22 protein-coding genes and 1 riboswitch are annotated in these 25,694 nt (G+C 62.7%); of the genes, 11 read left to right on the top strand and 11 right to left on the bottom strand.

Going from position 1 to position 25,694, the window contains the following annotated elements; genetic code table 11:
- Positions 1–151: 151 nt before the first annotated feature.
- Entirely contained in the window at positions 152–487 is a 336-nt protein-coding gene (locus tag BLW80_RS21570) for a hypothetical protein (RefSeq protein ID WP_089262415.1), read from the top strand.
- 78 nt (positions 488–565) lie between these two features.
- Here the strand turns inward: BLW80_RS21570 and BLW80_RS21575 are convergent, their stop codons facing one another.
- Together BLW80_RS21575 and BLW80_RS21580 are read right to left on the bottom strand one after the other, a co-directional pair.
- Positions 566–1,891, bottom strand: a complete 1,326-nt coding sequence (locus BLW80_RS21575; RefSeq protein ID WP_093759556.1) for a methyl-accepting chemotaxis protein — start codon at positions 1,889–1,891, stop codon at positions 566–568.
- Entirely contained in the window at positions 1,854–2,390 is a 537-nt protein-coding gene (locus BLW80_RS21580; protein WP_093760043.1) for a PAS domain-containing protein, read from the bottom strand. Before BLW80_RS21580 ends, BLW80_RS21575 begins: the two co-directional genes overlap by 38 nt.
- Before the next feature lie 207 nt (positions 2,391–2,597).
- Here BLW80_RS21580 and BLW80_RS21585 point away from each other — a divergent pair, with 207 nt between their 5' ends.
- Positions 2,598–3,887, top strand: coding sequence for a flavin-dependent oxidoreductase (locus BLW80_RS21585; RefSeq protein WP_093759557.1), 1,290 nt, complete (start codon positions 2,598–2,600; stop codon positions 3,885–3,887).
- Positions 3,888–3,932: 45 nt separating this feature from the next.
- Here BLW80_RS21585 and mutY read toward each other — a convergent pair whose 3' ends face one another.
- Positions 3,933–5,045: an A/G-specific adenine glycosylase gene (mutY, locus tag BLW80_RS21590; protein ID WP_093760045.1), complete on the bottom strand. Its 1,113-nt coding sequence runs from the start codon at positions 5,043–5,045 to the stop codon at positions 3,933–3,935.
- A gap of 28 nt (positions 5,046–5,073) precedes the next feature.
- On the opposite strand from mutY, the gene BLW80_RS21595 reads away from it, so the two are divergent.
- The 4 genes from BLW80_RS21595 (at position 5,074) to BLW80_RS21610 (ending at position 7,597) form a co-directional block, all read left to right on the top strand.
- A complete protein-coding gene (locus BLW80_RS21595; protein ID WP_093759558.1) occupies positions 5,074–5,553 on the top strand; it encodes a DUF721 domain-containing protein in 480 nt (159 codons plus the stop codon).
- Positions 5,554–5,658: 105 nt separating this feature from the next.
- The gene (locus BLW80_RS21600) at positions 5,659–6,315 is read left to right on the top strand and encodes a DsbA family protein (RefSeq protein ID WP_089262423.1); all 657 of its coding nucleotides are present in this window, start codon (positions 5,659–5,661) and stop codon (positions 6,313–6,315) included.
- 62 nt (positions 6,316–6,377) lie between these two features.
- Complete coding sequence (locus tag BLW80_RS21605; protein WP_068733204.1) at positions 6,378–6,722, top strand: DMT family transporter; 345 nt, start codon at positions 6,378–6,380, stop codon at positions 6,720–6,722.
- A 623-nt stretch (positions 6,723–7,345) separates the two neighbouring features.
- Positions 7,346–7,597 carry a hypothetical protein gene (locus BLW80_RS21610; RefSeq protein WP_093759559.1) on the top strand — a complete coding sequence of 84 codons (252 nt, stop codon included), beginning with the start codon at positions 7,346–7,348 and terminating at the stop codon, positions 7,595–7,597.
- A 380-nt stretch (positions 7,598–7,977) separates the two neighbouring features.
- Here BLW80_RS21610 and BLW80_RS21615 read toward each other — a convergent pair whose 3' ends face one another.
- Both BLW80_RS21615 and BLW80_RS21620 read right to left on the bottom strand, forming a co-directional pair.
- Positions 7,978–8,376 carry a PIN-like domain-containing protein gene (locus tag BLW80_RS21615; RefSeq protein ID WP_093759560.1) on the bottom strand — a complete coding sequence of 133 codons (399 nt, stop codon included), beginning with the start codon at positions 8,374–8,376 and terminating at the stop codon, positions 7,978–7,980.
- Positions 8,373–9,077 carry a hypothetical protein gene (locus BLW80_RS21620; RefSeq protein WP_093759561.1) on the bottom strand — a complete coding sequence of 235 codons (705 nt, stop codon included), beginning with the start codon at positions 9,075–9,077 and terminating at the stop codon, positions 8,373–8,375. Before BLW80_RS21620 ends, BLW80_RS21615 begins: the two co-directional genes overlap by 4 nt.
- Before the next feature lie 295 nt (positions 9,078–9,372).
- Here BLW80_RS21620 and smc point away from each other — a divergent pair, with 295 nt between their 5' ends.
- The 3 genes from smc (at position 9,373) to BLW80_RS21635 (ending at position 14,489) form a co-directional block, all read left to right on the top strand.
- Positions 9,373–12,837, top strand: coding sequence for a chromosome segregation protein SMC (gene smc, locus BLW80_RS21625; protein WP_093759562.1), 3,465 nt, complete (start codon positions 9,373–9,375; stop codon positions 12,835–12,837).
- Positions 12,838–13,048: 211 nt separating this feature from the next.
- The gene (locus BLW80_RS21630) at positions 13,049–14,041 is read left to right on the top strand and encodes a small ribosomal subunit Rsm22 family protein (protein WP_093759563.1); all 993 of its coding nucleotides are present in this window, start codon (positions 13,049–13,051) and stop codon (positions 14,039–14,041) included.
- A gap of 67 nt (positions 14,042–14,108) precedes the next feature.
- Complete coding sequence (locus BLW80_RS21635) at positions 14,109–14,489, top strand: COG4315 family predicted lipoprotein (RefSeq protein WP_093759564.1); 381 nt, start codon at positions 14,109–14,111, stop codon at positions 14,487–14,489.
- A gap of 277 nt (positions 14,490–14,766) precedes the next feature.
- Here BLW80_RS21635 and BLW80_RS21640 read toward each other — a convergent pair whose 3' ends face one another.
- The gene (locus tag BLW80_RS21640) at positions 14,767–17,721 is read right to left on the bottom strand and encodes an autotransporter family protein (RefSeq protein WP_093759565.1); all 2,955 of its coding nucleotides are present in this window, start codon (positions 17,719–17,721) and stop codon (positions 14,767–14,769) included.
- 326 nt (positions 17,722–18,047) lie between these two features.
- Between BLW80_RS21640 and BLW80_RS21645 the strand changes: the two genes are divergently transcribed.
- Together BLW80_RS21645 and BLW80_RS21650 are read left to right on the top strand one after the other, a co-directional pair.
- Positions 18,048–18,608, top strand: a complete 561-nt coding sequence (locus tag BLW80_RS21645) for a LemA family protein (RefSeq protein ID WP_093759566.1) — start codon at positions 18,048–18,050, stop codon at positions 18,606–18,608.
- A gap of 139 nt (positions 18,609–18,747) precedes the next feature.
- Positions 18,748–19,899 carry a M48 family metallopeptidase gene (locus BLW80_RS21650; protein WP_093759567.1) on the top strand — a complete coding sequence of 384 codons (1,152 nt, stop codon included), beginning with the start codon at positions 18,748–18,750 and terminating at the stop codon, positions 19,897–19,899.
- A gap of 5 nt (positions 19,900–19,904) precedes the next feature.
- Here the strand turns inward: BLW80_RS21650 and BLW80_RS21655 are convergent, their stop codons facing one another.
- From BLW80_RS21655 to BLW80_RS21680, 5 genes are all read right to left on the bottom strand, one after another.
- Positions 19,905–20,537: a hypothetical protein gene (locus BLW80_RS21655; RefSeq protein ID WP_093759568.1), complete on the bottom strand. Its 633-nt coding sequence runs from the start codon at positions 20,535–20,537 to the stop codon at positions 19,905–19,907.
- 111 nt (positions 20,538–20,648) lie between these two features.
- Complete coding sequence (gene acuI, locus BLW80_RS21660) at positions 20,649–21,635, bottom strand: acrylyl-CoA reductase (NADPH) (protein ID WP_093759569.1); 987 nt, start codon at positions 21,633–21,635, stop codon at positions 20,649–20,651.
- Positions 21,636–21,766: 131 nt separating this feature from the next.
- Positions 21,767–22,276 carry a 6,7-dimethyl-8-ribityllumazine synthase gene (locus tag BLW80_RS21665; protein WP_093759570.1) on the bottom strand — a complete coding sequence of 170 codons (510 nt, stop codon included), beginning with the start codon at positions 22,274–22,276 and terminating at the stop codon, positions 21,767–21,769.
- An 80-nt stretch (positions 22,277–22,356) separates the two neighbouring features.
- Positions 22,357–22,509, bottom strand: a riboswitch (FMN riboswitch).
- A gap of 73 nt (positions 22,510–22,582) precedes the next feature.
- Entirely contained in the window at positions 22,583–23,836 is a 1,254-nt protein-coding gene (locus BLW80_RS21670; protein ID WP_093759571.1) for an MFS transporter, read from the bottom strand.
- Positions 23,837–24,102: 266 nt separating this feature from the next.
- Complete coding sequence (locus tag BLW80_RS21680; RefSeq protein WP_093759573.1) at positions 24,103–25,545, bottom strand: cell wall hydrolase; 1,443 nt, start codon at positions 25,543–25,545, stop codon at positions 24,103–24,105.
- Positions 25,546–25,694 lie beyond the last annotated feature (149 nt).

Below are 25,694 nucleotides of genomic sequence, written 5' to 3' on the forward strand. Positions count from 1 at the left end.
CGCGCCTCGGTCAATTTTGCCGGCAAAGCTTGCCGGCAGGCAACGCCTGACAGCTACTACAAATACCTAACCGCTTATGATTTCTGAATATTCCTGATGGCCTGATTTTTGCGTAGCGGGTCGCAAACATCTCACAGCAAGAGAAATTCAGATGTCGAACTCCATTATCTCCAGCATGCAGTCCTTCAAGCTTCCGACCAGACTGCAGCCATCCGACAAGGCCGAGAGCGGCCTCGGCAATGCAACAGCGATAGCAAAATCGCCGGAAGAGAAATTCCTCGACTACGCGAAAAAGACGCCAGCAGAAAAAATGCGCGACGCGCTGCTGTCGAGCATCGGCGTAACGGAAGAAGAATTGAACAACATGTCGCCGGAGCAACGCCGGGAGGTCGAGCAGAAGATTGCCGACAAGATCAAGGAAGCCGTGAACAAGAAGACCGAGAATGGCGGCAGCGCCAGCGGCTTCTTCACGGATATCAGCGCCTAACAGGCGCGCCTTTCACCACAAACGAAATTGGCGCCGCAACGGCGCCAATTCCAGATCATTCGAAATGAGCGGACGCGATCAGCGCGCGGCAGCCTGGCGTACCAGATTTTGCCGGGCCTCGCCGAGATAGCCGCGGATTTCCTTGGTCAGCAATCCCGACTGCGACGACAGATCGCCCGATGCCACCATGGTCGATGTGGCGAGTTGTTCGGTGTCCTTGGCCGTCGTTGCCAGCGACTGGATGTTGGTCGAGATCTCACGCACCACGGCGAAGGCCTCGTCGATGTTGCGCGCGATATCCGCCGTTGCCGCCGACTGCGCTTCGGAGGCGCTCGCGACCTTGCCGGTGATCTCGTTCACTTCCGCAATCACGGTGCCGATCTCGGTGATCGACGAGCTGACCTTGTCGGTCGCCGACTGAACCTGGCCGATTTCCTTTTCGATCTCGGCGGTGAAGTTGGCGGTCTGGGTCGCCAGTGCCTTCACTTCATGCGCCACCACTGCGAAACCACGACCGGCATCGCCTGCGCGGGCCGCCTCGATCGTTGCGTTCAGCGCCAGCAGATTGGTCTGGCTGGCGATCACGTTGATCGAGGTCACGACTTCACTGATGCGTACGGCGACAGCGCGAAGCACATCGACATTGCTGGCTGCATCGGCGACGCGTTCGACCGCGCGGCCGGCAATCGCCGCCGAGCGATTGACGTCGGCGCCCACTTCGCTGGCGCTGGACGATAGCCGCGCTGTGGCCGAAGCCACCGATTGCATGTTGGCGGACGCCTGTTCGGATGCAGCCGCCACCGACGTGACGCGGGTCAATGTCGAGGATGCGCCCGTCCGCAGATTGCCTGCCGTGCTGCTCATCTCGACCGCGCCGCTGTCGAGTGCGGATACGATGCCACCCACCGTGGATTCAAGCTGGCTGGTCTGGCGCTCGAAATTCTTGATGCGGTCGGCGATGCTATCGGTCGCCGCATTCATCGCTTTCGCGCCGTGCAGCAGGCCGCCATGCAATCCGCCCGGCAGGATACGCCGGTAATATTTATTGTCGTTGAGCGCTGCCATCGCCGCGGTGGATTCGCGCACGAAAGCATCGCAGCCGTCGATCATGTCATTGACGCTGTGCAGCAGCTCGCCCGTCACGCCGCGTACCGGAATTCCGAGGATACGGGCCTCGAAGTCACCCTGCGCGATGCGCTGGCAGGCCACGCGTGCCTTTTCGATCAGACCCGCCGTCTTGCCCATCAGGACAAGCGCGACAACGGCCGCCGCGATCGCAACAACCTGACAGACCATGGCCGCGAGCGGAAGACCGAAGAACTGAAGCACCAGAGCAAGCGCAGAGCCGGCAATGACGACGAGCGTGCTAAGCTGCGCTCTTGAGAGAAAACATAAGTTCGTCATAGCTGACTTTCTGGGATGCAACGAAATCGGTAAGGGCCTTGTAGCCGGCGGCGAGGGATTCCTTGCCGTTCACGTGTCGCTTCTCGATTGCCAGCACGTCGGCATAAAGAGGCGCGATCGTCTTCTTGATGAGATCCGGCGGCGGGACACGGCGATTGGAATGATAGCCGGCGATCTTGCCGTCGAGGCCGTAGGACGGCGTGACATGGGCGAAGACCCAGTAGTGATCGCCATTGCTCGCCATGTTTTTTACGAAGGCGAAAATCTCGCGGCGCTCCTCGACCGTGTCCCAGAGCAGCTTGAAGACACTGCGCGGCATATCGGGATGACGGATCAGGCTGTGCGGCTGGCCGAGCAACTCGGCTTCGGTATAGCCGGCCATCTTGCAGAACAGACGATTCACATAGGTCATGCGACCCTTGAGATCCGTCTTGGATACGATGAGCTCCGATGCCGGAAAGAAAGTCTCGCGGCCGCTCGGCTTAATCTGGTTGGACATCATTGACCTGTCGGTGACCGATTCACCCCAAAAGTAGTGCTACCGGTATTAGGGAACGCGGCTGAATTTTGCGTTAAGGTTCTGTCCACCATGAATTCGCTGCCGGCGGACGATCCGGACGCGTTTTTCCGTCGCGATCGTCCCAGTTGCCGCCATCGCCTCTCCCGTGCCATGACCTCGATCAAATCGAGGGGGAGGCAACAAAAAATGACCGTTCTCATTGCAGGCGGCGGAATTGGCGGACTGACGCTCGCGCTCAGCCTGCATCAGATCGGCGTGCCATGCCGCGTGTTTGAAAGCGTGCCGGCGCTCAGGCCGCTCGGCGTCGGGATCAATGTGCTGCCGCATGCGGTGCGGGAACTGATCGAGCTCGGCCTGCATGACCAGCTCGACGCATCGGGCGTACGCACCCGCGAACTCGCCTTCTTCTCCAAGCACGGCAAGCCGATCTGGAGCGAACCGCGCGGCATCGAGGCTGGCTACAAATGGCCGCAGTTCTCGATCCATCGTGGCAGACTGCAGCAGATCCTGCTCGACACCGCCATCGAACGCCTTGGCGCCGAGAACATCCTCACTAGCCATCATTTGACCGGCTGGACGGAAACGCCGGAGGGCATTCGCGCCGACTTCATCGACAAGGCCACCGGCAAATCCGCTGGCAGCTATGACGGCACGCTGTTGATCGCAGCCGATGGCATCCATTCGGCGATCCGGCAGAAGCTCTATCCGCAGGAAGGCGCGCCGCTCTGGAATGGCCGCATTCTCTGGCGCGGTATCACCAGGAGCGATGCATTCCTCACTGGCCGCACCATGATCATGGCTGGCCACGAAATCCTGAAATTCGTCTGCTACCCGATCTCGCAGGAGCCGGACGCCGACGGCAAATACGACATCAACTGGGTGGCCGAACGGCACATGCCGCCGACCTATGAGTGGCGCCGTGAGGATTACAACCGCGCGGCACGGCTCGACGAGTTTCTGCCGTGGTTCAAGGACTGGAGATTCGACTGGCTCGACGTACCCGGTCTGATCAGCAATTGCCCGCACGCTTACGAATATCCACTGGTCGACCGCGACCCGGTCGATCGCTGGACCTTCGGCCGCGTCACGCTGATGGGCGACGCTGCGCATCCGATGTATCCGATCGGCTCCAACGGCGCGTCGCAGGCCATCCTCGATGCGCGCGTACTGACGCGTGAGATTCTTGCGCTTGGCGAAGTGCCGGCCGCGCTCGAAGCCTATGAGGCCGAACGACGCCCCGCGACCACTGACCTTGTGATGCTGAACCGCCGCAACGGACCGGAACAGGTGATGCAGATCGTCGAGGAGCGCGCGCCTGAGGGATTCAATGTCGTCACCGACGTGCTGTCGCAACAGGAACTCGAAGACATCGCCGCCAACTACAAGCGCGTCGCCGGATTCCAGGTTGAAGGCCTCAATGCGAAGCCGCCGATCGTGACGCTGCCGCAATCATCGCAACTTTCCAGCGCGGGCTGATGCAGCTCGCGCGCCGACTTGCATTCAAGCTTCTGGATTCAAACGTCAATCCAGTCCATGCGCGATGACCTTGCGCATGACGTTCGGCAAGGCTTCGTCATCCAATGTTGCGATCGGGACCCAGCGCATGCCCTCGGGGGGGCGGGTGCGGGGGGGCACATGCGCCGTATAGACGGCGAGCTCCAGCGGGAAGTGTGTGAAGATATGGGTGACCGCGCCGGTTTTGCGATGCCACGCCGTGAGATTTTTTAAGGTCGGCGCCTGCTTCAAGGCGTCCTTGTCGTCGTGACCGGCGAGCCATTCCGATGACGGCACTTCGGTCATGTTTCCCAGCAGGCCCTTTTCCGGGCGGGTGCGCACCAAGAGTTCGTTGCCCCGCGTCACCACGAACGCCGCACCACGCCGCAGTGTGCCGGCCTTCTTCGGCGCCTTTCGCGGAAACGTCTCCTGATCGCCGCGGGTCTTTGCCGCGCAATCGTCATTGATCGGGCACAGCGCACAGGCGGGTTTTTTGGGCGTGCAGATGGTGGAGCCGAGATCCATCAGCGCCTGGGCGCTGTCGCCCGCCCGCGTCGGACCGAGCAGTGTGGCTGCGAGGCCCACGATCACCGGCTTGGATTTCGGCAGCGGTTCTTCCACTGCATAGAGACGCGACGTGACGCGCTCGATATTGCCGTCCACCGGCATGCATTGGCGGCCGAAGGCAATCGCGGCGATGGCCGATGCCGTATAGGGCCCGATGCCCGGCAGCGCGCGCAGGCCGTCCTCGGTATCCGGAAAGACGCCGCCATGGTCGCGCAGCACGGTGACGGCGCAGGCGTGGAGATTGCGCGCGCGGGAGTAATAGCCGAGCCCGGCCCACATCCTGAGCACATCGTCCTGCGAGGCGCTGCCGAGATCGCTGACCGTGGGCCAGCGCGCCAGGAACTTGGCGAAATACGGCCCGACCGCCTGCACGGTGGTCTGCTGCAGCATGATTTCCGACAGCCAGACCCGATAGGGATCGATGCCCTCGCCGGGCAATGGCCGCCACGGCAACCTGCGGCGATGCTTGTCATACCAGGCGAGCAATTGGGCCGGACGCTTCGCGGCCGCGCTTTCCCCGCTATCCCGTGCGGAAGGTTTCTTTCGTCGGGTGGCGGCGGCTGATAGACTCATGCTGACCATGTATCCAAAAGCATCGTTCATGAACAAGCCCGGCCCGATATCCGCCAAGCCGCTCTCCGTCCTGCTCGGCGGGGTGTTTGCCGATGCCTATGCCAAACAGGGCTTTGCCTCGCGCGAGCTGGTGACACGCTGGGCCGAAATCGCCGGCCAGCAGGTAGCGAATTTCTCGGAGCCCTTGAAGATCCAGTGGCCGCGCCCTGTGGAAGGCCAGCCGCAGGAGCCTGCGACATTGATCCTGCGCGTCGAAGGCCCGATGGCGCTGGAGATCCAGCATTCGTCGGATGCGATCCTGCAGAGGGTGAACCGCTTTTTCGGCTGGAACGCGGTCGGCAAGATCGCGCTGCGCCAGGCGCCGCTGTCACGGCCGCAGCCTCGCCGCACCGTGAAGCCGCCGGATGCCAAGGCGATCGCCAAGGTCGCGGAAACGCTGCCCGAGGTCGAGGACGACGCCTTGCGCGAGGCGCTGGCGCGGCTCGGCGCCTCGATCAAGCGAAGTTGAGGCTTTCCAGCTCGCCCGGAACCGGCGCGTGCTTGCCACATTTGTGGTTTCAAGTTAGCGAAGCGAACCTTGTCCCGGCGTCCGCCGCCGCTTTGGAGCATTCCTTTGATCATCACGCGCCGTGACTTCACCGCCGCCCTTGCCCTGACCGGCGCCGCAGCAGCCATCGGCCTGTCGCCGCTGCAGCTGATCTCCGAGGCATTCGCGCAGAACGCCGTCGACGTCGCCAAGCCGGTGTCGCTGCCCGACATGGCGCTCGGCCCGAAGGATGCCGCCGTCACCGTCACCGAGTATGCCTCGATGACCTGCCCGCATTGCGCGGCTTTCACCGAGCAGGTGTTTCCGAAGATCAAGGAAGCCTTCATCGACACCAACAAGATCCGCTTCGTGTTCCGCGAATTCCCGCTCGACATCAAGGCCGCCGCCGGCTCGATGCTGGCGCGCTGCATCGCCAAGGAAGATTCGGGCAAGTACTTCGCCGTCATCGATATGCTGTTCAAGCAGCAGAACGACTGGGTGATGAAGGACACCGCCGCGACCCTGACCCGCATCGGCAAGCAGGCCGGCCTCAGCCAGCAGGCCGTGGAAGAATGCCTGAAGGACCAGGCGCTGCTCGACAAGATCGCCGCCGACCAGAAATATGCCAATGAAGTGCTGAAGGTGAACTCGACGCCGACCTTCTTCATCAATGGCGAGATGCTGAAGGGCGAGCAGTCGTTCGAGGAATTCTCCAAGAAGATCACCCCGCTGCTGAAGAGCTGAGGTCTTCTTGTCCCTCCCCCGTTTTTGCGCGGGGAGGGATTCCTGAACGCCCGAGCCCTTTCATGACCCCGACCTTCCTCAACTACGCCGCCCTCGGCTGTGCCATCGTGCTGGAGACCATCGGCACGGCGCTGCTGGCGCAGTCGCAGCAGTTCACGAAGCTCTGGCCGACGTTCGGCATGGCCGTCTGCTACATCCTGTCGCTCTATTTCCTGTCCCATGCGCTGAAGGTGATGCCGGTCGGGATCGCCTATGCGATCTGGAGCGGACTCGGCATCGTGCTGATTTCGGCGGTGAGCTATTTCGCGTTCCGGCAGGCGCTCGATCTCGCCGCCATTATCGGCATCGGCTTCATCCTGACCGGCGTGGTCATCGTCAACGCGTTCTCGGCCAGCGCGTCGCATTAGCGCCCTGCCGCGCCATCGTGTTCTCTGATTCTTCTTCTTCGCTTCAAACAGACAAGCTCTCGCAGTCTCGCGGCGCTTGCGCGTCCGAGGTGTGAGCAGTCCCCCTCCTGAAACATGAGGGGCGGCGGCGCGCCATCAGGCGCAAAGGGTGGTGTGTGTCGCGATCCGCTCCACCGGAACGCCGGCAAGCTGCAACCGCGCAACGCCTTGAGGGCGCGCCACCGCGACGTCTTTTTAGCTGAGGGACCGTTCTTCCGGGTAAAGGGCAGAGCTCCGCACTCCGCTTATCCCGACGATTTCGCGCCGTTCACCAATACCACGTCCAGCCAGCATGAGTGGCAGAGCCCCGTAGTGGGCCCGGACGGTGACCCTAAGCCTCCCGAGTGTGCGGGGTACGTCACCCCACACCCGCAGGCGCCGCATCCTGTCCCACCTCAAGACGCCTCATGAAGCGCCCCTCGCGAACCGGACAGGATTTGATTATAATCTTATAGGAAAACTGTCAAGCGCCCGCCGCGCATTTTTTCGATGCCGGATGCAACTGAAGCCGCGCTCAAACGTTCACGTAGTTCACCCAAAAGAATAGTTCAGTTCCCCTCGTCCAACCCGATGAGACTTGCCCCATGCCGACACGCGCCAGCCACCTGCCGCATTATGTCGAGCGCACCGCGCTTCAGAAACTGCGCGATACGCCGGGCCTGCTTGCGCCGCATTTGATGCCTGCCGGGCCGAAGACCCTGTCCAAGATGGTTGAAAAGACCTGGATCGCGCTCCAGGCCGGCTCGCTGGTGCGTTATTGCATCACGCCCGAAGGCGAAGCCGCGCTGAAGGCCAAAATCCCGATGCCGCACAGCGCACAGACTCACGCCCGCTGACACCCTGCGATAGCACCCCTGCGATAGCAGCCCTGTGATAGCCTGCGATAGCAGACCGACGATAGGCGCCCGGCGATAGCCGCGCCACGCGCCCGCCGGATCTTAACGGATGACGCACTTGCGGATTAACCCTGATTCCAGGTGTAAACGCGCATTAAGGAACGCTTAAGCGCCATCTCCGCATTCTCGTCCCATTAGCGTAAGGGGCGTATCATGTTTGAAAATTTCATCTGCGAGATCATCGGCCTGGCATTTCTCGGCCTCTGCATCGCCGTACTCGGCGCACCGCAGCAGCGTCGTCCGAATGGATATGCGCGGGACGTGTGAGGCGATTACGGAAACGCTAAACTGCATGCTTCGACGCGGCGGTCGGTACCCCCCTAGATTTTTAATTGTCGCAGCCGCGTGCTCTTGAGCGGGAGCTCGAACATCGCACCGCCCTGAACAGTCGCGCAGACGGTTTCGATATTTGACCAAAGAGCCAGAATACGTTCCATTTGTTTGGTGACCGGGGCCTTATAGAGCCCCTCCGACAAAAAGAAGCCGATCAGATTGGAATTTCGGAACGCGTGATACTCGGCTCGATTTCTTGTTATGCGCCGATCACCCGAAATGACGATCCATTGCCCTTCTGCGCTCAGCTCAGAAATCCAATCGATATCGCTTGTATCTCTCGCGAACTTCTGAGCGAGGAATGTGATATCATGTTGTCTCTTGAAAAGTTCGTTGAATGCGCGAGCCATCGCAGGTGACATGTTATGGTCAAAGAAGACCTTCACGCAGCCAATGAATGTTCAAACTTCATAGCATCTCGAACAACAGAGCTGGACACATCGAACAAATGTGTCACTCGCTCTATCGAGCCTTCGGCTTTGACAGCGTCTGCTAACACTACAGTCGGCACGCCATAGTTCGCTGCGATTGGCTGACCGAACGCACGCTGGGGATCGATGACGATGCTTGGTTTTCCGTCAAACGGGCGCCAGCGAGTCACGATATCATCAGACAGATCGAGATCCCTAAAGGTCCGGTCGATCAACTTCTTGATGACGTACTGCTTCTTCTTCAGATCAAGAACCTCAGCTTCTCCCGAGCGACGCAAACTCTCCAGATAGATGGAACGGCCATCGGTCTGAAACCGGCGCGTGGAAAAGGGTCTCGGATCGTTCGCACATTCACGCGCATAGTCGAGGCAATTGCGCACCGTGATGATGCTCAGTCCGTGATCGATAAAGGTCTTGATCACGCGCAGTTCGATCAAATCGCGGAAGCCGAGCTCGATGTGATGATCATACGAAGGAAGCTGCGGTGACCACAGCGGCGGCATAGTGACCGTGGTATCACCCCGCTTATAGGTATAACCACCCAGCCAGCGTCGAATGTTCAGCGGCGGAATTTTGAGCAAACGCGCAGCCTCCGGAACAGTGTAAAATCCCGTTCCGAGCAGAGAGGTGTTCTTATTTGGGGCGGTTTGCAGCATGGTCCAATCCTAAGCGGAAGAACGCTATTCGGCTACACTTTCCAGATCCCCTCCAAAACAAGCCCTTTTTCACGCCCTCCCCCACCTATCCCCCGCAAAACCCTTGGGAAAAGCGGGGTTCAGCGGTTGCGCGACTGCCCTCGTCTCGCCATTGTCCGAGCCAATGAGAGCCGCGACCAGCGAGTCTCCGTCCGCGCGGCAGCTGCATTTATGCTATTGTTCGTGCTGGGGGATTCGCGCTCTGCCGGGGCTTTTTGAATAAAGTGGCCCGTCGGCTAACCAGAGTACCGTATCCATGAAACTCACGCGCCTGCGCCTGCACGGATTCAAGTCGTTCGTCGAACCGACCGACTTCATGATCGAGCCCGGTCTGACCGGCGTCGTCGGCCCCAATGGCTGCGGCAAGTCCAATCTGGTGGAAGCGCTGCGCTGGGCGATGGGCGAAACCTCGCACAAGTCGCTGCGCGCCGCCGATATGGACGCGGTGATCTTCGCCGGATCGGGCAACCGCGCCTCGCGCAACCACGCCGAAGTGGTGATGACGATCGACAATACCGATCGCACGGCGCCGGCCATGGTCAATGACGCCGAAATTCTTGAAATCTCCCGCCGCATCGAGCGCGAAGCCGGTTCGCAATACCGCATCAACGGCCGCGACGTGCGCGCTCGCGACGTGCAGATCCTGTTTGCCGACGCCGCCACCGGCGCGCGTTCGCCCGCCCTCGTTCACCAGGGCAAGATCGGTGAAATCATCCAGGCGAAGCCCGAGCAGCGCCGCCGCGTGCTGGAAGACGCCGCCGGCGTCGCCGGCCTGCATGCGCGCCGCCACGAGGCCGAACTGCGCCTGAAGGCCGCCGAAACCAACCTCACCCGCGTCGAGGACGTGATCGGCCAGCTCTCCGGCCAGATGGAAGGCCTGAAGAAGCAGGCCCGCCAGGCGATCCGCTACCGCGAAGTCGCCGGCAAGGTGCGCAAGGCCGAGGCCATGCTGTTTCACCTGCGCTGGCTGCAGGCGCATCAGGACAATGCCGAAGCCGCAACCCTGCACGACCAGTATGTCCGCGATCTCGCCGAACGCACCCGTGAGCAGGGCGAAGCCGCGCGCATCCAGGCGATCCGCGCCAGTGAATTGCCCGCGCTGCGCGAGGCCGAAGCCGCCGCCGCGGCCGGGCTGCAGCGCCTGACCAATGCCCGCGACATGCTCGACCGCGAGGAAGAGCGCGCCAAGGAGCGCGCCGCCGAGCTCGACCGTCGCCTGACGCAGTTCGAGAGCGATGTCGCGCGCGAGATGAAGCAGTCGGAAGACGCTGAATTCGCGCTGCTGCGGCTCGACGAAGAAGACGCGATGCTCAAGGAAGAGATCATGCAGCGCGTCGAGCTGCGTGGCGGCGTCGATGACCGCGTCTCCGAGGCCGAGGCCGTGCTGGCCGCCGCCGAGCGCACCTTCACCGAACTTACCACCGCCCATGCGGACATGACCGCCAAGCGCAACCAGCTGCAGTCCAACGTCCGCAGCCAGGCCGATCGGCTTGCGCGTCTGGGCCAGGAAATCGCCAGCGTCGAGGCCGAGATCGAGGCGTTGACGGCGCAGACATCGGGCTTCGGCGATCTGGACGAACTCGCAGCCCTGATGGAGACCTCGCAGGAAATCCTGCTGCAGGCCGAAGGCAACGTGGCCGACAACGAGGCCGCCCATATCGCGGCCCGGCAGACGCTGGAAGCCTCGCGCGCGCCGCTCAACGACGCCGACCGCAAGGTGCAGCGGCTCGAGACCGAAGCCCGCACGATTTCGAAGATCCTCAATGGCGAAACCAAGAACCTGTGGCCGCCGATCATCGATGGCGTCAGCGTCACCAAGGGCTATGAAAAGGCGCTCGGCGCCGTGCTCGGCGACGATCTCGACGCGCCGGTCGATCCCTCGGCGCCGATGCGCTGGACCAATGCCGGCGATCACGCCAACGATCCCGCGCTGCCTGCGGGCGTCGAGTCGCTGGCCTCGCATGTCAATGCGCCGGCCGAACTCGCACGCCGCCTGAAGCAGATCGGCGTCGTCTCCAAGGATCAGGGCGCAGCCCTCGTCTCGCAGTTGCAGACCGGCCAGCGGCTGGTGTCGCTGGAAGGCGACGTCTGGCGCTGGGACGGTTTCGTGGCCGGTGCGCATGCGCCGACCGGCGCTGCCCGCCGTCTCGCCGAGCGCGCCCGCCTGACCGATATCGAAGCCGATCTGGAAAACGCCAAGATCGACGCCATTGCCAAGCGCGAAGCGCTGGAAAGCGCCGAACAGGCACTGAAGTCCGCGGCCTCGGCCGAGGGCGCATCGCGCGACGCGCTGCGCAATGCCCGCCGCGACGTCGACCAGGCCCGCGAGCGCCATGCCAATGCCGAGCGCGAGATCAACCGCCATGCGGCCCGCCGCGCGACGCTGACCGAAGCGCAGTCGCGCCTCTCCAACGATCGCATGGAAGCGGAAGCGGCGCATGAGAGCGCGCATGCCGCGCTGGAATATCTGCCGGAAAGCTCCGACGCCGAAGCCCAGCTCGCCACCGTGCGCGGCGAGATCGAAGGCCATCGCCGCGGTGCCGCCCAGGTGCGCGCCGAAGCGCAGGCACTGGCCCGCGAGGCCGAACTCGCCGACCGCCGCCTGCAGGCGATCATCGCCGAGCGTACCGACTGGGCGAACCGCAAGACCTCCGCCGCCTCGCAGATCGAAACGGTTGCCGCCCGCGTCGCCGAAGTGACCCGCGAACGCGCCGAACTCGAAGACGCCCCGGCGCTCTATCTGCAGAAGCGCCGCGCGCTGATCTCGGAAGTCGAGAGCGCCGAACAGGCGCGCCAGCTCGCCGCCAACGCACTCGCCTCGGCCGAAAACGCCATGCGCGAGACCGACCGCGATGCCCGCGGGTCGCTGGAGGCTCTCTCGGCCGCGCGCGAAGCCTGCGCCCGCACCGAGGAGCGCATGGAAAGCGGCAAGCGCCGCCTGGAGGACATCGAGCGCGAAATCCGCGACATGCTCGAAGTCGAACCGGAAGGCGTCGCGGCCCTCGCCGAAGTCCGTCAGGACGATACGCTGCCGCCGCTGGCCGATATCGAAGCGGACTTGGAAAAGCTGCGCCGCGACCGCGAGCGTCTCGGCGCCGTCAACCTGCGCGCCGAGGAAGAGCTCAACGAAGTCGAAGGCACGCATAACGGCCTCGCCACCGAGCGCGACGACCTCGTCGAAGCCATCAAGAAGCTGCGCACCGGCATCCAGAGCCTCAACAAGGAAGCCCGCGAACGGCTGATGACCTCGTTCGACATCGTCAACGGCCACTTCAAGCGCATGTTCGTCGAACTGTTCGGCGGCGGCGAAGCCGAGCTGAAGCTGATCGAGAGTGACGATCCGCTCGAAGCCGGTCTCGAAATCGTCGCCAAGCCGCCCGGCAAGAAGCCGCAGACCCTGTCGCTGCTGTCAGGTGGTGAGCAGGCCCTGACCGCGCTGGCGCTGATCTTCGCGGTGTTCTTGACCAACCCGTCGCCGATCTGCGTGCTGGACGAAGTCGACGCGCCGCTCGACGACCACAACGTGGAGCGCTTCTGCAGCCTGCTGCATGAAATGTGCGCCTCGACCGAAACGCGCTTCATCACCATCACGCACAACCCGATCACCATGGCGCGCATGCACCGCCTGTACGGCGTGACGATGGCTGAGCGCGGCGTGTCGCAGCTGGTCTCGGTGGATCTCGAAAACGCAGTGAAGATCCTCGATCAGGAAGTGGCGTAAGCTTCTTCGTAATTAAAACGCTGACGGCCGCGTAATCCCTCCCCCCGTGCGAAGCGAAGCTTCGCTAGGCGGGGAGGGTCGGCCGAACGAAGTGGAGGCCGGGGTGGGGGTGCCCCACACGCCGCTGAGTATGTGGCACCCCCACCCGACCGCGCTACGCGCGGCCACCCTCCCCGCAAGGGGGAGGGATAAGAAAGGGCGCGCTTAAGTTATGACCGCACCCGATCTCCCCGCCGAACTCACCGCGGCCCTCAACGCCCGCCTGCACGGCTTCTCGCGCAATGACGCGGCTGCGCGCTCCGATGCAATCTCGCAGACCTATCGCTCTGGCGGCGGCTCGACGACCATCCGTAGCGAGAGCGACGCGTTGGCCTATGCGCTCGCCCGCATGCCGGCGACCTATGCGGCGGTCATCGCCAGCCTCAATGCGCTGCAGGAGACACGACCGGACTTCGCACCGATCACGCTGCTCGATTGCGGCGCCGGACCGGGAACGGCGACATGGGCCTGCGCCGAAGCCTTCGCGTCGCTCAATGCGTTCACACTGCTCGATGCCAATCCCGCTCTGCGCACGCTTGCGCTCGGTCTGGCGCAGGACAGCCACCGCATCCCCGCGATGAACTACACGCTCGGCGACGCTGCCGCGACAATCGCCAATGCCCCATCCGCCGATCTCGTCATCGCGAGCTATGTCATCAACGAACTCAACGATCTCGCGCGGACAAAACTCGTCGCGGCGATGTGGACGAAGACCAATGATACGCTTGTTATCGTCGAGCCCGGCACGCCGTCGGGCTATCAACGCATCCTCGATGCGCGTGCGCAGCTCATCAAGAACGGCGCGCATGTGATTGCGCCCTGCCCGCATGACGATGCATGCCCGCTGGTGAAGCCGGACTGGTGCCACTTCAGCCAGCGGCTGCAGCGCTCCCGTGTGCATAAACAACTCAAATCCGCAGAACTTCCCTATGAGGACGAGAAATTTATTTACGTCGCGCTGTCGCGTGCGCCGATCGCGCAGCGGCCGTCGCGCGTGCTTGCGCAACCGGTAACGACAAAGATCGAAATCACGGCAAAACTCTGCACAAATGCAGGCGTCATCGCCGCAAACGCACCACGCCGCGACAAGGCGAAGTATGCAAAGTTCCGCAAGCTCGACTGGGGCGATGCGGTTTTCGATTCACCGACATCATCCGCGGAATAATTCTCTACGGCGAGCGTTTGTTCTCCTGACGCGACTGCGTCGCCCAATCATCAGGAGTAACGCTGCAATGACCAAATCATTCGCCGCCCTCGCGGCTCTGACTCTCATGCTCGCCTCAAGCGCCGCCTCGGCGCAGATGCTGAAGACCGCCGACACCGCCAAGGGAAAGACCTTCGTCGATGCCAAGGGCATGACGCTCTACACCTTCGACAAGGACGCCGGCGGCAAGTCGATGTGCAACGGTCCCTGCGCCGAAAACTGGCCGCCGCTGTTCGCGGTGGACGATGCCAAGCCGAGCGCCGACATGACCATCGTCGTGCGCGACGACGGCAAGAAGATGTGGGCCTATAAAGGCAAGCCGCTCTACACTTTCAAGAAGGACACCGCCGCCGGCGACACCAATGGCGACGGATTTTTGAACGGCGCCTGGCATATGGCGAAGCCGTAAGCGGCTTCTGCGCTGGAACGACCCGCTAGTCGCGAGATTGCGGCTAGCTCACTGCAAGGCCCCTCACCCGACCGGCTTCGCTGCGCTTCGCCGGTCGACCTCTCCCCGCAAAGAGCGGGGCGAGGTTAAGGAAGGTGGCGCCGTGCTTACCTCTCCCCGCTCTGCGCGGGGAGAGGTCGACATGCGCGCGTAGCGCGGATGTCGGGTGAGGGGCATGGCACCGCCCTCACCTACATTCGGTATTTGCGAATCTCGTTTTCCTGCGGATAGCCCGCTCTCAGAACGAATGCCGGATGCGGCCCATCACCTGATGCGCGACGGCATCATTGCTGCCGACGATCGCATCATAGTTCACTGACAGTACCGTGAGCGGTGCCAGTCTGCCGGACAGGCCGGCACCGATCACGCCGCGATCGCGCAGTGCGCTGCCCGTCGCGGTGATGAACGAGCCCGGCAGTGTCGTATCGGCGAAGCTCGCATTGATGCCGCGCACGCCGTCGCTGAATTCATGCAGCCAGGCGAGCCGCAATTCCGGCGTCAGCACGCCGCCATTCAGTGCGTAGTCATAGGCGAAGCGTGCGCCGACGCTCGAGCGCAGCGATTCCGAACTGTCCGAGCCGACCACCAGCGCCGCAGCGCCGCCGCGTTCGGCGAAGCCGTCGGTCATCACCCGCGTATATTGCAGGCCGATCTCCGGCGTGACGACCCAGCCGCTGACGCGCAGATCGGTGCCGACCGTGCCGCGGATCGCATAGTGATCGCCGCTGAACGCCGCGGTGTTCGCCGTGCCGACCGCCACGCGCGTGGTGTCGTAATCGCTGAAGCCATAGAGGCCCATGGCGGTCGCGAACCAGCCGGGCGCCTGATAGGTGCCATAGCCGCCGATGGTACCCGTCGAGATCTTGGTGTGGCTGCCGACATTATCGATATCGCCGCGGGTCAGCGCGTAGCCGCCGAACACGCCGGCGACGAGGCTGTCGGTGATGCGCCGGTCGTAGCCGGCGAGCACGTTGACGGTGTTCGACTTGAAGCCCGGCGCGTCAGTTCGTGCGCCTTCGCGGGCGAAGCTGGCGCCCGACGTGATGAACAGGCCCTGTTCGGCAGCGACGGCGACCGGGCGCAGACCGGGCAGAGCCTTGGTCACCGGCGCATAGGCCATCGCATCGGCCGCATTGCCGCCCCAGCCGGCATCGGCCAGCGCAGAACTTGCGCTGCCGGGGAATGACGTCACCGCGGCCAGCGCACGATCGGCACTGAAATTCTTGTCGAACATGCCGCCATCGAACATCGCCAGCGCGTTGCCGACACCGGACATGTCGGTGCCGAGGCCGCCGAGGCGGTTCTGCGTCAGGTGTTGGCCGACCAGCGAGGTTGTCTGGAACGCGTCATTCATGGTCATGCGGCCGAGGCCCTGATAGGCCGCGGGCGTGAGCTGCGCCAAGGCCGCGCCGACATCCGCCGAGCTTGCAACGCTGTCGAGCAGGTTGACCACCGAACTGCTGGTGGCGTTGGCCGGCAGATTATCGAACAGCGAGGCGACGCCGAGCGAGCCCGCGCTGGCAAAGGACGCGAACGAAGACGACGTTCCGGTGATCACCTCGAATGACGTATAGAGTGTACCGCCGATATTCACGGTCTGACCGGCCTGCAGTGCGGCGCGCTTGGCGTCGGTGAGGCCCGCTTTGTTGTAGTTCAGCGTATCCGTACCAACGCCGCCATCGACCAGACCGACGATGCGCGAGCCCTTCATGATGTTGACGGTGTCGTTGCCGCCTTCCATGTTCACGGCGCGGCCGGTGTTGCCGATGATGGTGCCGTAATTGGTCAGCACGTCGGCGCCTTCGCCCATCTGGATGGCCGAGCCGTCGCCACGGATGAAGCGGGCGGAGCCGGCAGCATAGGTCACGCCGTTCAGTGTACCGTTGGCAGGATCAACACTGCCGTTCTGCAATAGGACAATGCCGTTCGGATCCGGGATGACGCCGTTGCCGATGATGGTGCCGTAATTGACGATCGTGTCATTGTTGATCGCCGGCGTCGCCGTGCTCTTGTTCTCCAGCCGGATCGCAAAGCCGTTTTGGCCGATGATCGTGCCGCCGGCATTATTGGTGATCGTGGTGGACTCAACGCCACTTCGGCTGTTATCCGCATTGGAGTCATTGTTGACGACGATGCCGTACGACGCGCCGCTGATCATCCCAAAATTGTCGATCGTGTCGCCACCGATCGAGATGCCTTCACTGTTATTGGCACGACCTCCGCTATCGAAGCCGCCTGCGCCGGTACCTTCAATAATACCGTAGTTGGTGATGGTTGCCTTGAAATCGATATCGACGCCGTCGCCATCGCCATCGATCGATGCAACGCCGACATTCGTGAAGATGTTTCCAGCGCCGGCATATGCGCCAGTGATGCGACCGTAGTTGGTCACCTTACCGGTACCGTCGGTGCCAACACCCGAGCCATTGCGACCGGTGATCGTCCCGTAATTGTTCACGGTGATGTCCGTATCGGCGGTGATGCCGTGCCGCGCGCCAGAGATTAGCGCGCCCGAATAATTGTTGACGACAACGCCGGTGCGAGAATTGTCGATGCCGTCGGCAGAACCGCTCGAGGTGTTGGTGCCGTAACTGCGAATGATCCCGTAGTTCTCAACGAGACTACCCTGGCCGGTGCGGATCGCGTCGTCGGTGAGCGCTTCGATCACACCGGTAGCGCGGTTGATGATCGTCGAGGATACCCCTGTCGCCGCGATGGCGCGCACGTCGATCGCCTGTCCGAGGCCGGTGTAGCCGGTGCCGCCTGCCTGAATCAGGCCCGCATTGTCGATCATGACAATGCTGCCGGCGCTGAGCGCCGTGTTGATCCGGAGAGCATCGTTCTGCGAGGCTCGCAAGATCGCACCTATATTGTTGAGGAAGGTGATGACCCGGCTGGTGCCACCACCTGTCATATCTATCGCACGGCCTGTGCTGGTGTTCTCGATGATACCTGAGTTGGTCACGACGATGCTGGTGCCGGTCAGGCCGATATTCGCTGTGCCGGAGGTGGAGCGCAGCGTCCCGCCCGCAGCAACCGTGCCGGTCTCTCCGTCCGCCAAGGTCTTCGTGGCCGTGTCGGTAGTGCCAGATGGCACCGTGAACGATGCCGCCTCCGCCGCCATCGGCGCGAACAGCGCCGCCACAACCACACCCATCGCAATCCGGCTCGCGCCGTTACGCCATTCCAACATCAGAAATCCCCAGCCCCGAAAGTTAGGGTTTCATTAGGTTTTGCGCATGACGGTTGGATGACGAATAGCGCACAAGCGCTAACCCGCAGGCGATCTGCTGACGTCTCCTATCGACTGATGCAACATCGCAACGGTGCAGACCGACAATATCTCCTTTCAAAGTTGTAGCAGAGGGGCACAAAGGGCGGGGCGCGATGGAGGGCGTCTTTGAACGTATTCCATCCCCGCTGCGACCAATCCGTGCCGCGACATGCCTGCGGCCCCTGCTCTGTGGCCGCATGATCGGCTAGGCTTTGGGTTTGATGGTTTCTTTTGGGGGTTCTTACATGTCGACCGGCTGGATCGTTCTTGGCGTCATCGTTGTCCTGATTGTCCTGGCATTTGCTGCCTATAACCGGCTGGTGGCGCTGAGCCAGCGGGTCAACCAGTCCTTTGCCGATATCGACGTGCAGCTCAAGCAGCGCCACGACCTGATCCCGAACCTGATCGAGACCGTAAAGGGCTATGCGGCGCATGAGCGCGGCACGCTGGACGACGTCATCAAGGCGCGCAATTCGGCGATGAACGCACAGGGGCCGGCGCAGGTCGGCGCCGCCGAGAACCAGCTCTCCGGCGCGCTCGGCCGGCTGATTGCACTCAGCGAGGCCTATCCGGACCTCAAGGCCAATGCGAATTTCCAGCAGCTGCAGACCGAGCTCTCGGACATCGAAAACAAGATCGCCGCCTCGCGCCGGTTCTTCAACAATGCCGTGTCCGAATACAACACCGGCATCCAGCAGATGCCCGCGGCTTTGTTCGCCGGCACCTTCGGCTTCCATTCGAAGGAGTTCTTCGATCTCGGCGAGACCCGCAAGGAGGTCGAAGCCGTGCCGCAGGTCAAGTTCTGATCCTCAGACCAGAACACATGCCCCTCCCCGTCATTGCGAGCGCAGCGAAGCAATCCAGAAAGCTACAAGCGAAGACTGGATTGCTTCGTCGCAAGAGCTCCTCGCAATGACGGCTGATAGTGAATCCTAGGACTGCATCATGGCCGCCTATGGTCTCTATACGCATATTGCCTCGAACAAGACGCGTTCGATTCTGCTGCTCGCAGGGCTGTTCCTGCTGATCTACGTCATGGTGTTCGCCGGCGCCCTGATCGGCGAGGTGGCCGTTAACAGCAACGGCTCGGTCGCCTATTACATCAATGCTGCAACACGCGACCTGATCAAGGCGTTGCCCTTCGCCACCATCGGCGCGGTGCTGTGGATCGTCATCGCCTATTTCGGTCATCAAAAGATGATCGACAGCATCACCGGCAGCGAAAGCGTGACGCGGCAGGAGCAGCCGCGGCTCTATAACCTCCTTGAAAACCTCTGCATCTCGCGCGGCATTCCGATGCCGAAGCTGAAGGTGATGGACTCTGATGCGCTGAACGCCTTCGCCACCGGCCTCAACCCGCGGCAATATTCCGTCACGGTCACGACGGGCCTCCTGCGCGCGCTCAACGATGACGAGATGGAAGCGGTGCTCGGCCACGAGCTGACGCATATCCGCAACGGCGACGTGCAACTGATGGTGGTTGCCGTGATTATCGCCGGCGTGGTCGGCTTTGCGGCTGAACTGTTCTTCCGGATATTCATAAATTCCGGCTTCCGCTTCGGCGGCAGCCGATCGTCGCGATCGTCTTCCTCGTCTGACAGCGACAGCAAGGGCTCCGGCGGCGGTGCGGTGTTCGTGATCATCATCGCCGTGGCGCTGATCGCGCTGGCCTGGGCGCTGTCGCTGGTGGTGCGCTTCGCGCTGTCGCGCTCGCGTGAATTGCTGGCCGACGCAGGTTCGGTGGAGCTGACCAAGAATCCCGACGCCATGATCTCGGCGCTGCGCAAGATCGAGAATCGCGGCGAACTGCCCGGCGCGACATCGGCCGTCATGGAGATGTGCATCGACAATCCCCGCGAGGGTTTTGCCGACCTGTTCGCGACGCATCCGTCGGTGGATTCGCGGGTCGCGGCACTGGTGAAATTCGCCGGAGGACATGATCCCGGCCGGATGGCGCTGCCGTCCGATATGGACGCGCCCGGAGAGGCCGACGACACGTCGCCGCTGCCACCGCGCTCCGGCCCATGGAGCAACGGCAAATCGCCTACAGGCAGCGCGCAGGAGCCGTTACAAGGCCCCTGGGGTCGCCACGCCTAGCTTGCTTAGTTGGTGGATTTGCGCAGTTCGAGCGCTTCGGTCTTTTCCGGTTCTGGCGTCTTGGCAATTTCCTTAGACGGCTCGGACTTGATCGATCCGACGGCGTCGATCTTGCTGCTCTCGACCCGCGGGGTCGAGACGCGGGTCACCGTGTTGTCGGCGCCAGCGGAAGCATCGGCCGAACGGGTGGTCGACGGCGCGCGCAGCGAACGCGGGGCCGACAGCGAGCGCGCCATCAGCATCTGGCCGCGGCCGCCCTGATGGCGGAAATCGCAATAGGCGAAGCCCATGCCGGAGACCGAGCCGCGGAACGAGCGCTCGTCATTCTTGTTGAGATTGAAACACGGTTCGAACGGGATGCCCTTGATCGAGGCGCAGATGGCTTCGCCGCGGACCTGAAGCGTATTGCCCGGCAGGCGCATGTTGCGCGCCGGACCGGAGCCCGAAAACTGGACAGCGCCCGCCGCGCCGCCATCGTCGAACACGCGGCCTGCGCCGCGGGTGCCGTCGAAACAGGTAAAGGCAAAGACTTTGCCGGCAACAAACTTGCGGGCCTCTTCGGCCGTCATCGACCCAGCCAGCGCGGGGGTCGCCACCGTGGCGGCAAGCACCGCTCCCAACACATAACGCGCAACCATAGGATACTCCGAACAACCGAGCGCGGATGACCGCCTGATGTCTTTACCCGCTGCTTACCATACCAACCGTGGCAACAATGGAGCAGGTTGGTTGGTAAAGTCTGAACGTCGTTAGCCGATCTTTACCACGATTCGCCCGCGGACCTGCCCGGCCAGCACCTTGGCGCCGGCGTCGATCACTTGGTCCAGCGGAATTTCCTGAGTAATTTCAGCGAGTTTTGTGTGATCCAGATCGGTCGCCAGCCGTGCCCAGGCCTGCTGCCGCAGCTCGATCGGGCACATGACAGAATCGATGCCGAGAAGACACACGCCGCGTAAAATGAAGGGTGCAACCGAAGATGGCAGGTCCATGCCGGCCGCGAGACCGCAGGCGGCGACGGCGCCGCGATATTTCGTCATCGACAGGAGATTCGCCAGGGTGGTCGAACCGACGCTGTCGATGCCGCCCGCCCAGCGCTCCTTGGCCAGCGGTTTGGCCGGGCCGGACAGCTCGTTGCGGTCGATGATCTCGCTGGCGCCGAGGCCCTTGAGATAACCCTCCTCCGAGGTCCGGCCAGTCGAGGCGATGACCTGGTAGCCGAGCTTCGACAGCACGGCGATCGCCACCGAGCCGACGCCGCCAGCGGCCCCCGTCACGACGATCGGCCCATCGGCGGGCTTCAGCCCGTGCTTCTCCAGCGCCAGTACGCTGAGCATTGCGGTGTAGCCGGCCGTGCCGACCGCCATGGCGTCGCGGGTGGTCATGCCGGCCGGCAGCCGCACCAGCCAGTCGCCTTTGACGCGGGTCTTTTCGGCATAGGCGCCAAGATGGGTTTCGCCCATGCCCCAGCCATTGCCGATCACCTTATCGCCGGGCTTCCAGTTCGGATTGGATGAGGCTTCCACCGTGCCGGCGAAATCGATGCCGGCGATCATGGGAAAACGCCTCACCACCGGCGCCTTGCCGGTGACGGCGAGGCCGTCCTTGTAATTCACCGTGGACCATTCGACCCGCACGGTGACGTCGCCGTCCATCAATTCGGATTCGTCGAACTGCGTCAGCGCAACCGTGGTGCCTTTGTCAGCCTTGTCGATGCGGACAGCCTTGAACGTTCCCAACACGCCACTCCCGAGTTTTTGCTTGTGATTTCCGTTGCCGAATTATGCCGCGCCGTTGCGGGAAACACCACCCGCGCCAGCCGGGCAGGAGCTCTGCAGCCCTGCCCGGCCATAGCGGCATAACGCGGCGATCAGGCGGCCAGTTGCCGAGTCGCAGCAATATTGGCGATGGTGGTCGCACAGGCCGTCGCCGCCTCGGTGCCCTTCACAACGAAATGCTCGCGGAAGAAGCGCAGGTGCTCGGCGTGCTCATGGAAATGCTGCGGCGTCAGCACCGCCGAGATCACCGGCACTTCGCTGTCGAGCTGCACCCGCATCAACCCGTTGATCACAGCGTCAGAGACGAATTCATGGCGATAGATTCCGCCATCGACGATGAGCCCGGTGGCAACGATCGCCACATAGCGGCCGGTGCGCGCCAGCAATTTGGCCTGCAGCGGAATTTCGAAGGCGCCGGGCACCTCGAAGACATCGATCTGACTGTCAGGCACACCATGCCGTGCAAGTTCGGCGACAAAACCGACATGGCATTGATCGACGATATCCTTGTGCCAGCACGACTGGATGAAGGCGATCCGCCCGGTCGATGGTGCAAGATTTACGGAAGTGGAAGTTTTGAAGTTCATCACAGGCTGATTCATGGATGCTCTCGCGGTTTGAGACCAGAATCAGGACGTACGGTCACACGCCGAGCATCCGCCAAGGCGGACTCCCTGCGCATACCCGTTCTCTTTCATCCGGACTATGACCGTCGGCTCCGGCATCGCACCAGATCTGCTGACCCTGACGGTGTAACCCGTCAGGCGCTCGCGGGCTTCCGGGCTTGCGCCCGATTACCGCCGGTGGGGATTTTCACCCCGCCCTGAGAACGAAGGCCGCTCCGGTTGGAACGGCCGATGTCAATTTTCATCGCTGGAGGCCAGCGAGTCAACGCCGGGAAATGCAGATCACGCCGGCTGTGCGACCGGACGCTTCACCGGCTCTTCCACGATCGGCAGGTTGATCAATGCCGACAGCACACCGAACAGCACCGACAGCCACCACACCGGCGTGTAGGAGCCGAACTTGTCGAACACGACACCGCCCAGCCACGCGCCGAGGAAGCCACCGACCTGATGGCTGAAGAAGGCAAAGCCATACAGCGTGGCCAGCCAGCGCGTGCCGAACATCAGCGACACCAAGCTCGATGTCGGTGGCACGGTGGAGAGCCAGGCAAGCCCGCTGATGGCGCCGAACACGAGCGCCGAGGTGGTGGTCAGCGGCAGCATGATGAAGGCTACCGTCGCGAGCGCGCGGGTGAAGTAGATGAAGGAGAGGATGTAGCGCTTCGGCAGCTTGCCCTGCACATAACCGACCGTCAGCGAGCCGATGATGTTGAACAGGCCGATGATGGCAATCACCCAGCCGCCCACAGCGGCTGGCAAGCCGCGATCGACCAGATAGGCCGGCAGATGCATGGTGATGAAAGCGAGTTGGAAGCCACAGGTGAAGAAGCCCAGTACCAGCAGCACATAGGAGCGATGGCCAAAGGCTTCCGTGAGTGCGCTCTTGAACGACTGCTTCTGCGCCACCGGCGCGTCGGCGGATGCGCCACTCGCGGTCGGCGTCGCCAAGGCGAGCGACAACGGGATCACCAGCAACATCAGCACCGCGAACACGGTGAGCGTCGCCTGCCAGCCGGTGTTGTCGATCATCGCCACTGTGAAAGGCGCAAAGATGAACTGGCCGAACGACCCTGCGGCGGTCCCGGCGCCGAGCGCGATGCCGCGCCATTCCGGCGGCACCAGTTTGCCGAAGGCGGACAGCACCAGATTGAACGAGCAACCCGACAGGCCAAAACCGATCAGCAGTCCAGCGCTGATATTCAGCTCGAGCGGTGTCGAGGAATAGCGCATCATCAGCAAACCAGCCGCATAGAGGAAGGCGCCGATGCAGATTACGCGCACGCTGCCGAACTTGTCGGCGACGGCGCCGGCGAAAGGCTGGCCGATGCCCCAGAGCAGGTTTTGCACGGCGAAGGCGAGCGCGAAAACGTCACGACCCCAGCCGAACTCCTGGCTGAAAGGCTGCATGAAGAAGCCGACGCTCGAACGCGGCCCGAAGGTCAGCATGCCGATCAGCGATCCGCAGATGATGATCACCAGCGGCGTACGCCAGCCAAAACCAGATGCCGGGCGCGTCGCGCCGTCAATTGCCGCCATGTCGTTTCCCCGGATCAAATTCGGATTGAAAATTCAGCCGGCCCAAGAGCACAAGCCCGGTCCGGATTGGACGGGAGATTAATGCATTCGCATGGAAATCCCAATGGCGATGATGGGGATTTCGGGGGATGCATTGCTGGGATGCAGGGCCACGCAGACGTCGTCACAGCTCAGGGTCGGGATAACATTCTGCGGAATCCGGAATGAAAAGAGCGATGCCGGGCATGGCATCGCTCTTGGCAGGCTCGGAGGTAAAGTCGTGGCTGCTACGGCTTGATTTCGGAGAGCTTGGCGGAGATTTCCGCCGTCTGCGCCGCCGTGCCCCAGCTTGGTGCTTCGCTGCCGTCGCCCCAGTTACGTGGGCGATAGAAGGAATGCACGCCGGTCTTGTACATCTTCTTCATCTCGCGGACCCAGGACGGGTGCACCCAATAGGCATGGTAATGTGTGGACTTCGCGACTTCCGGCAGCCAGATCCGGCCGTCCAGCGTCGCCTTCGCGATCTTGCGGGCGCGCTCCCACATATCCGGCTCTTTCACGACATCCGGAATGCCGTCGCAGGCGAAGGTGAATTGGCAGGCCAGGCGGCGATGCTTGTTCTGATAGACGACGCCGCAGACGGTTGTCGGATAGAAGCCGGAGAACACGCGATTCATCACCACCTGCGCCACCGCCATCTGGCCGCGCACCGCTTCGCCGCGGGCCTCGAAGTAGATGGCTTCCGTCAGACATTTTTCCTGCTTGCCGCGGGTCTGCTCGGTGAGGCCCATACGTTCGGCCGGCGTCTTCGCACGCTGATTGGCGCTGTTGACCTCGCCCTTGCCGGCAACGCTTTCGCCGCCGTCGGTCGGGTTGATCGCGACATTCGGCACCACCGTCGTAGCCTTCATGTCCGGGTCGAGGCTTGATCCCGGCATGGCAATACCCGGCACGACTGTGCCTGGCATTACGATGGTTGGCTCTTCGCCGGGCTGCCAGCGTTCCATTGTCTCGACCGATGCGCCAAGCGACGAACTTCCGAAAAACAGGCTCGCGGTCTTCACCGAGAAGCCGTCCTTGGCCGGCGCCGGCTCGACGGGGATCACCGCCGCATCGGTCTTGGCGTCCTCGGTGGGCTGCACGGACTGCGATGCGTCGTATTGCGCAAGCGGTGGGGCACGCAGCGCTTCATCGAGCTCTGGATCGAGCGGGGCATGCTGCGCGGATGGCAGTGCATCGACGGTCTTCGCGCCAATCACCGATCTGTTGTCGTCGAAAGAGTCCTGTCTGGCCGGCTCATCTGGCGCCACGGTCTCCGGCGTGCGGATGGCGAGGCGATCGCCCTTCAGCGAGCGATCCACTTTTGGAAAATCTGCAGCTTCATAGCGGCGGGGCGGTTGCGCCAACGGATTGCGGGTCAGTGCACCGGTGATGTCAGTCAGCGCTCCGCTGGCGGCGATGCCGGAATTGTCGAGGCTGGCGAGTTGCAAGGTGGGATTGCGCGAGGCCGTGCCCATCGGGCGGCCGAACGAGAATGTCGCAACCTGGATGGAGGAGACGGCGGGCGCGAACACGCGCTTCTGCCAGCGTTCGGTCACGCCCGGCTGGCGAGCCAGCAGCGAGGCGATGTCCTGATAGCCAGATTCTGTCGGGGCCAATGCGAAAACGCAGAGACCGAAGCCGAAGAACGCGCCACGCGCGCCCTTCGGCCGGTTACGCAGTACTAACATCGATACGCTCACGCAACGCTTACACCAGCATCGCCCTGCACGGCGCTAATCTGCACATCCGTACATTTCGATCTATTTCGTTGGTACGGAATCAAAGTTGCCGCGGAGTTAATCGGCGATGCAACGACGCCACACGCAAGCTGTACGAG

It is taken from the genome of Tardiphaga sp. OK245, from assembly GCF_900108575.1.
Taxonomy (GTDB): domain Bacteria; phylum Pseudomonadota; class Alphaproteobacteria; order Rhizobiales; family Xanthobacteraceae; genus Tardiphaga; species Tardiphaga robiniae.

What these genes read in the sequence shown, in the direction of transcription:
- BLW80_RS21570 (WP_089262415.1), top strand. Translation starts at nt 152, where the DNA reads ATGTCGAACTCCATTATCTCCAGCATGCAGTCCTTCAAGCTTCCGACC.
- BLW80_RS21575 (WP_093759556.1), bottom strand. Translation starts at nt 1,891, where the DNA reads ATGACGAACTTATGTTTTCTCTCAAGAGCGCAGCTTAGCACGCTCGTC.
- BLW80_RS21580 (WP_093760043.1), bottom strand. Translation starts at nt 2,390, where the DNA reads ATGTCCAACCAGATTAAGCCGAGCGGCCGCGAGACTTTCTTTCCGGCA.
- BLW80_RS21585 (WP_093759557.1), top strand. Translation starts at nt 2,598, where the DNA reads ATGACCGTTCTCATTGCAGGCGGCGGAATTGGCGGACTGACGCTCGCG.
- mutY (WP_093760045.1), bottom strand. Translation starts at nt 5,045, where the DNA reads ATGAGTCTATCAGCCGCCGCCACCCGACGAAAGAAACCTTCCGCACGG.
- BLW80_RS21595 (WP_093759558.1), top strand. Translation starts at nt 5,074, where the DNA reads ATGAACAAGCCCGGCCCGATATCCGCCAAGCCGCTCTCCGTCCTGCTC.
- BLW80_RS21605 (WP_068733204.1), top strand. Translation starts at nt 6,378, where the DNA reads ATGACCCCGACCTTCCTCAACTACGCCGCCCTCGGCTGTGCCATCGTG.
- BLW80_RS21610 (WP_093759559.1), top strand. Translation starts at nt 7,346, where the DNA reads ATGCCGACACGCGCCAGCCACCTGCCGCATTATGTCGAGCGCACCGCG.
- BLW80_RS21620 (WP_093759561.1), bottom strand. Translation starts at nt 9,077, where the DNA reads ATGCTGCAAACCGCCCCAAATAAGAACACCTCTCTGCTCGGAACGGGA.
- smc (WP_093759562.1), top strand. Translation starts at nt 9,373, where the DNA reads ATGAAACTCACGCGCCTGCGCCTGCACGGATTCAAGTCGTTCGTCGAA.
- BLW80_RS21630 (WP_093759563.1), top strand. Translation starts at nt 13,049, where the DNA reads ATGACCGCACCCGATCTCCCCGCCGAACTCACCGCGGCCCTCAACGCC.
- BLW80_RS21635 (WP_093759564.1), top strand. Translation starts at nt 14,109, where the DNA reads ATGACCAAATCATTCGCCGCCCTCGCGGCTCTGACTCTCATGCTCGCC.
- BLW80_RS21640 (WP_093759565.1), bottom strand. Translation starts at nt 17,721, where the DNA reads ATGTTGGAATGGCGTAACGGCGCGAGCCGGATTGCGATGGGTGTGGTT.
- BLW80_RS21645 (WP_093759566.1), top strand. Translation starts at nt 18,048, where the DNA reads ATGTCGACCGGCTGGATCGTTCTTGGCGTCATCGTTGTCCTGATTGTC.
- BLW80_RS21650 (WP_093759567.1), top strand. Translation starts at nt 18,748, where the DNA reads ATGGCCGCCTATGGTCTCTATACGCATATTGCCTCGAACAAGACGCGT.
- BLW80_RS21655 (WP_093759568.1), bottom strand. Translation starts at nt 20,537, where the DNA reads ATGGTTGCGCGTTATGTGTTGGGAGCGGTGCTTGCCGCCACGGTGGCG.
- BLW80_RS21665 (WP_093759570.1), bottom strand. Translation starts at nt 22,276, where the DNA reads ATGAATCAGCCTGTGATGAACTTCAAAACTTCCACTTCCGTAAATCTT.
- BLW80_RS21670 (WP_093759571.1), bottom strand. Translation starts at nt 23,836, where the DNA reads ATGGCGGCAATTGACGGCGCGACGCGCCCGGCATCTGGTTTTGGCTGG.
- BLW80_RS21680 (WP_093759573.1), bottom strand. Translation starts at nt 25,545, where the DNA reads ATGTTAGTACTGCGTAACCGGCCGAAGGGCGCGCGTGGCGCGTTCTTC.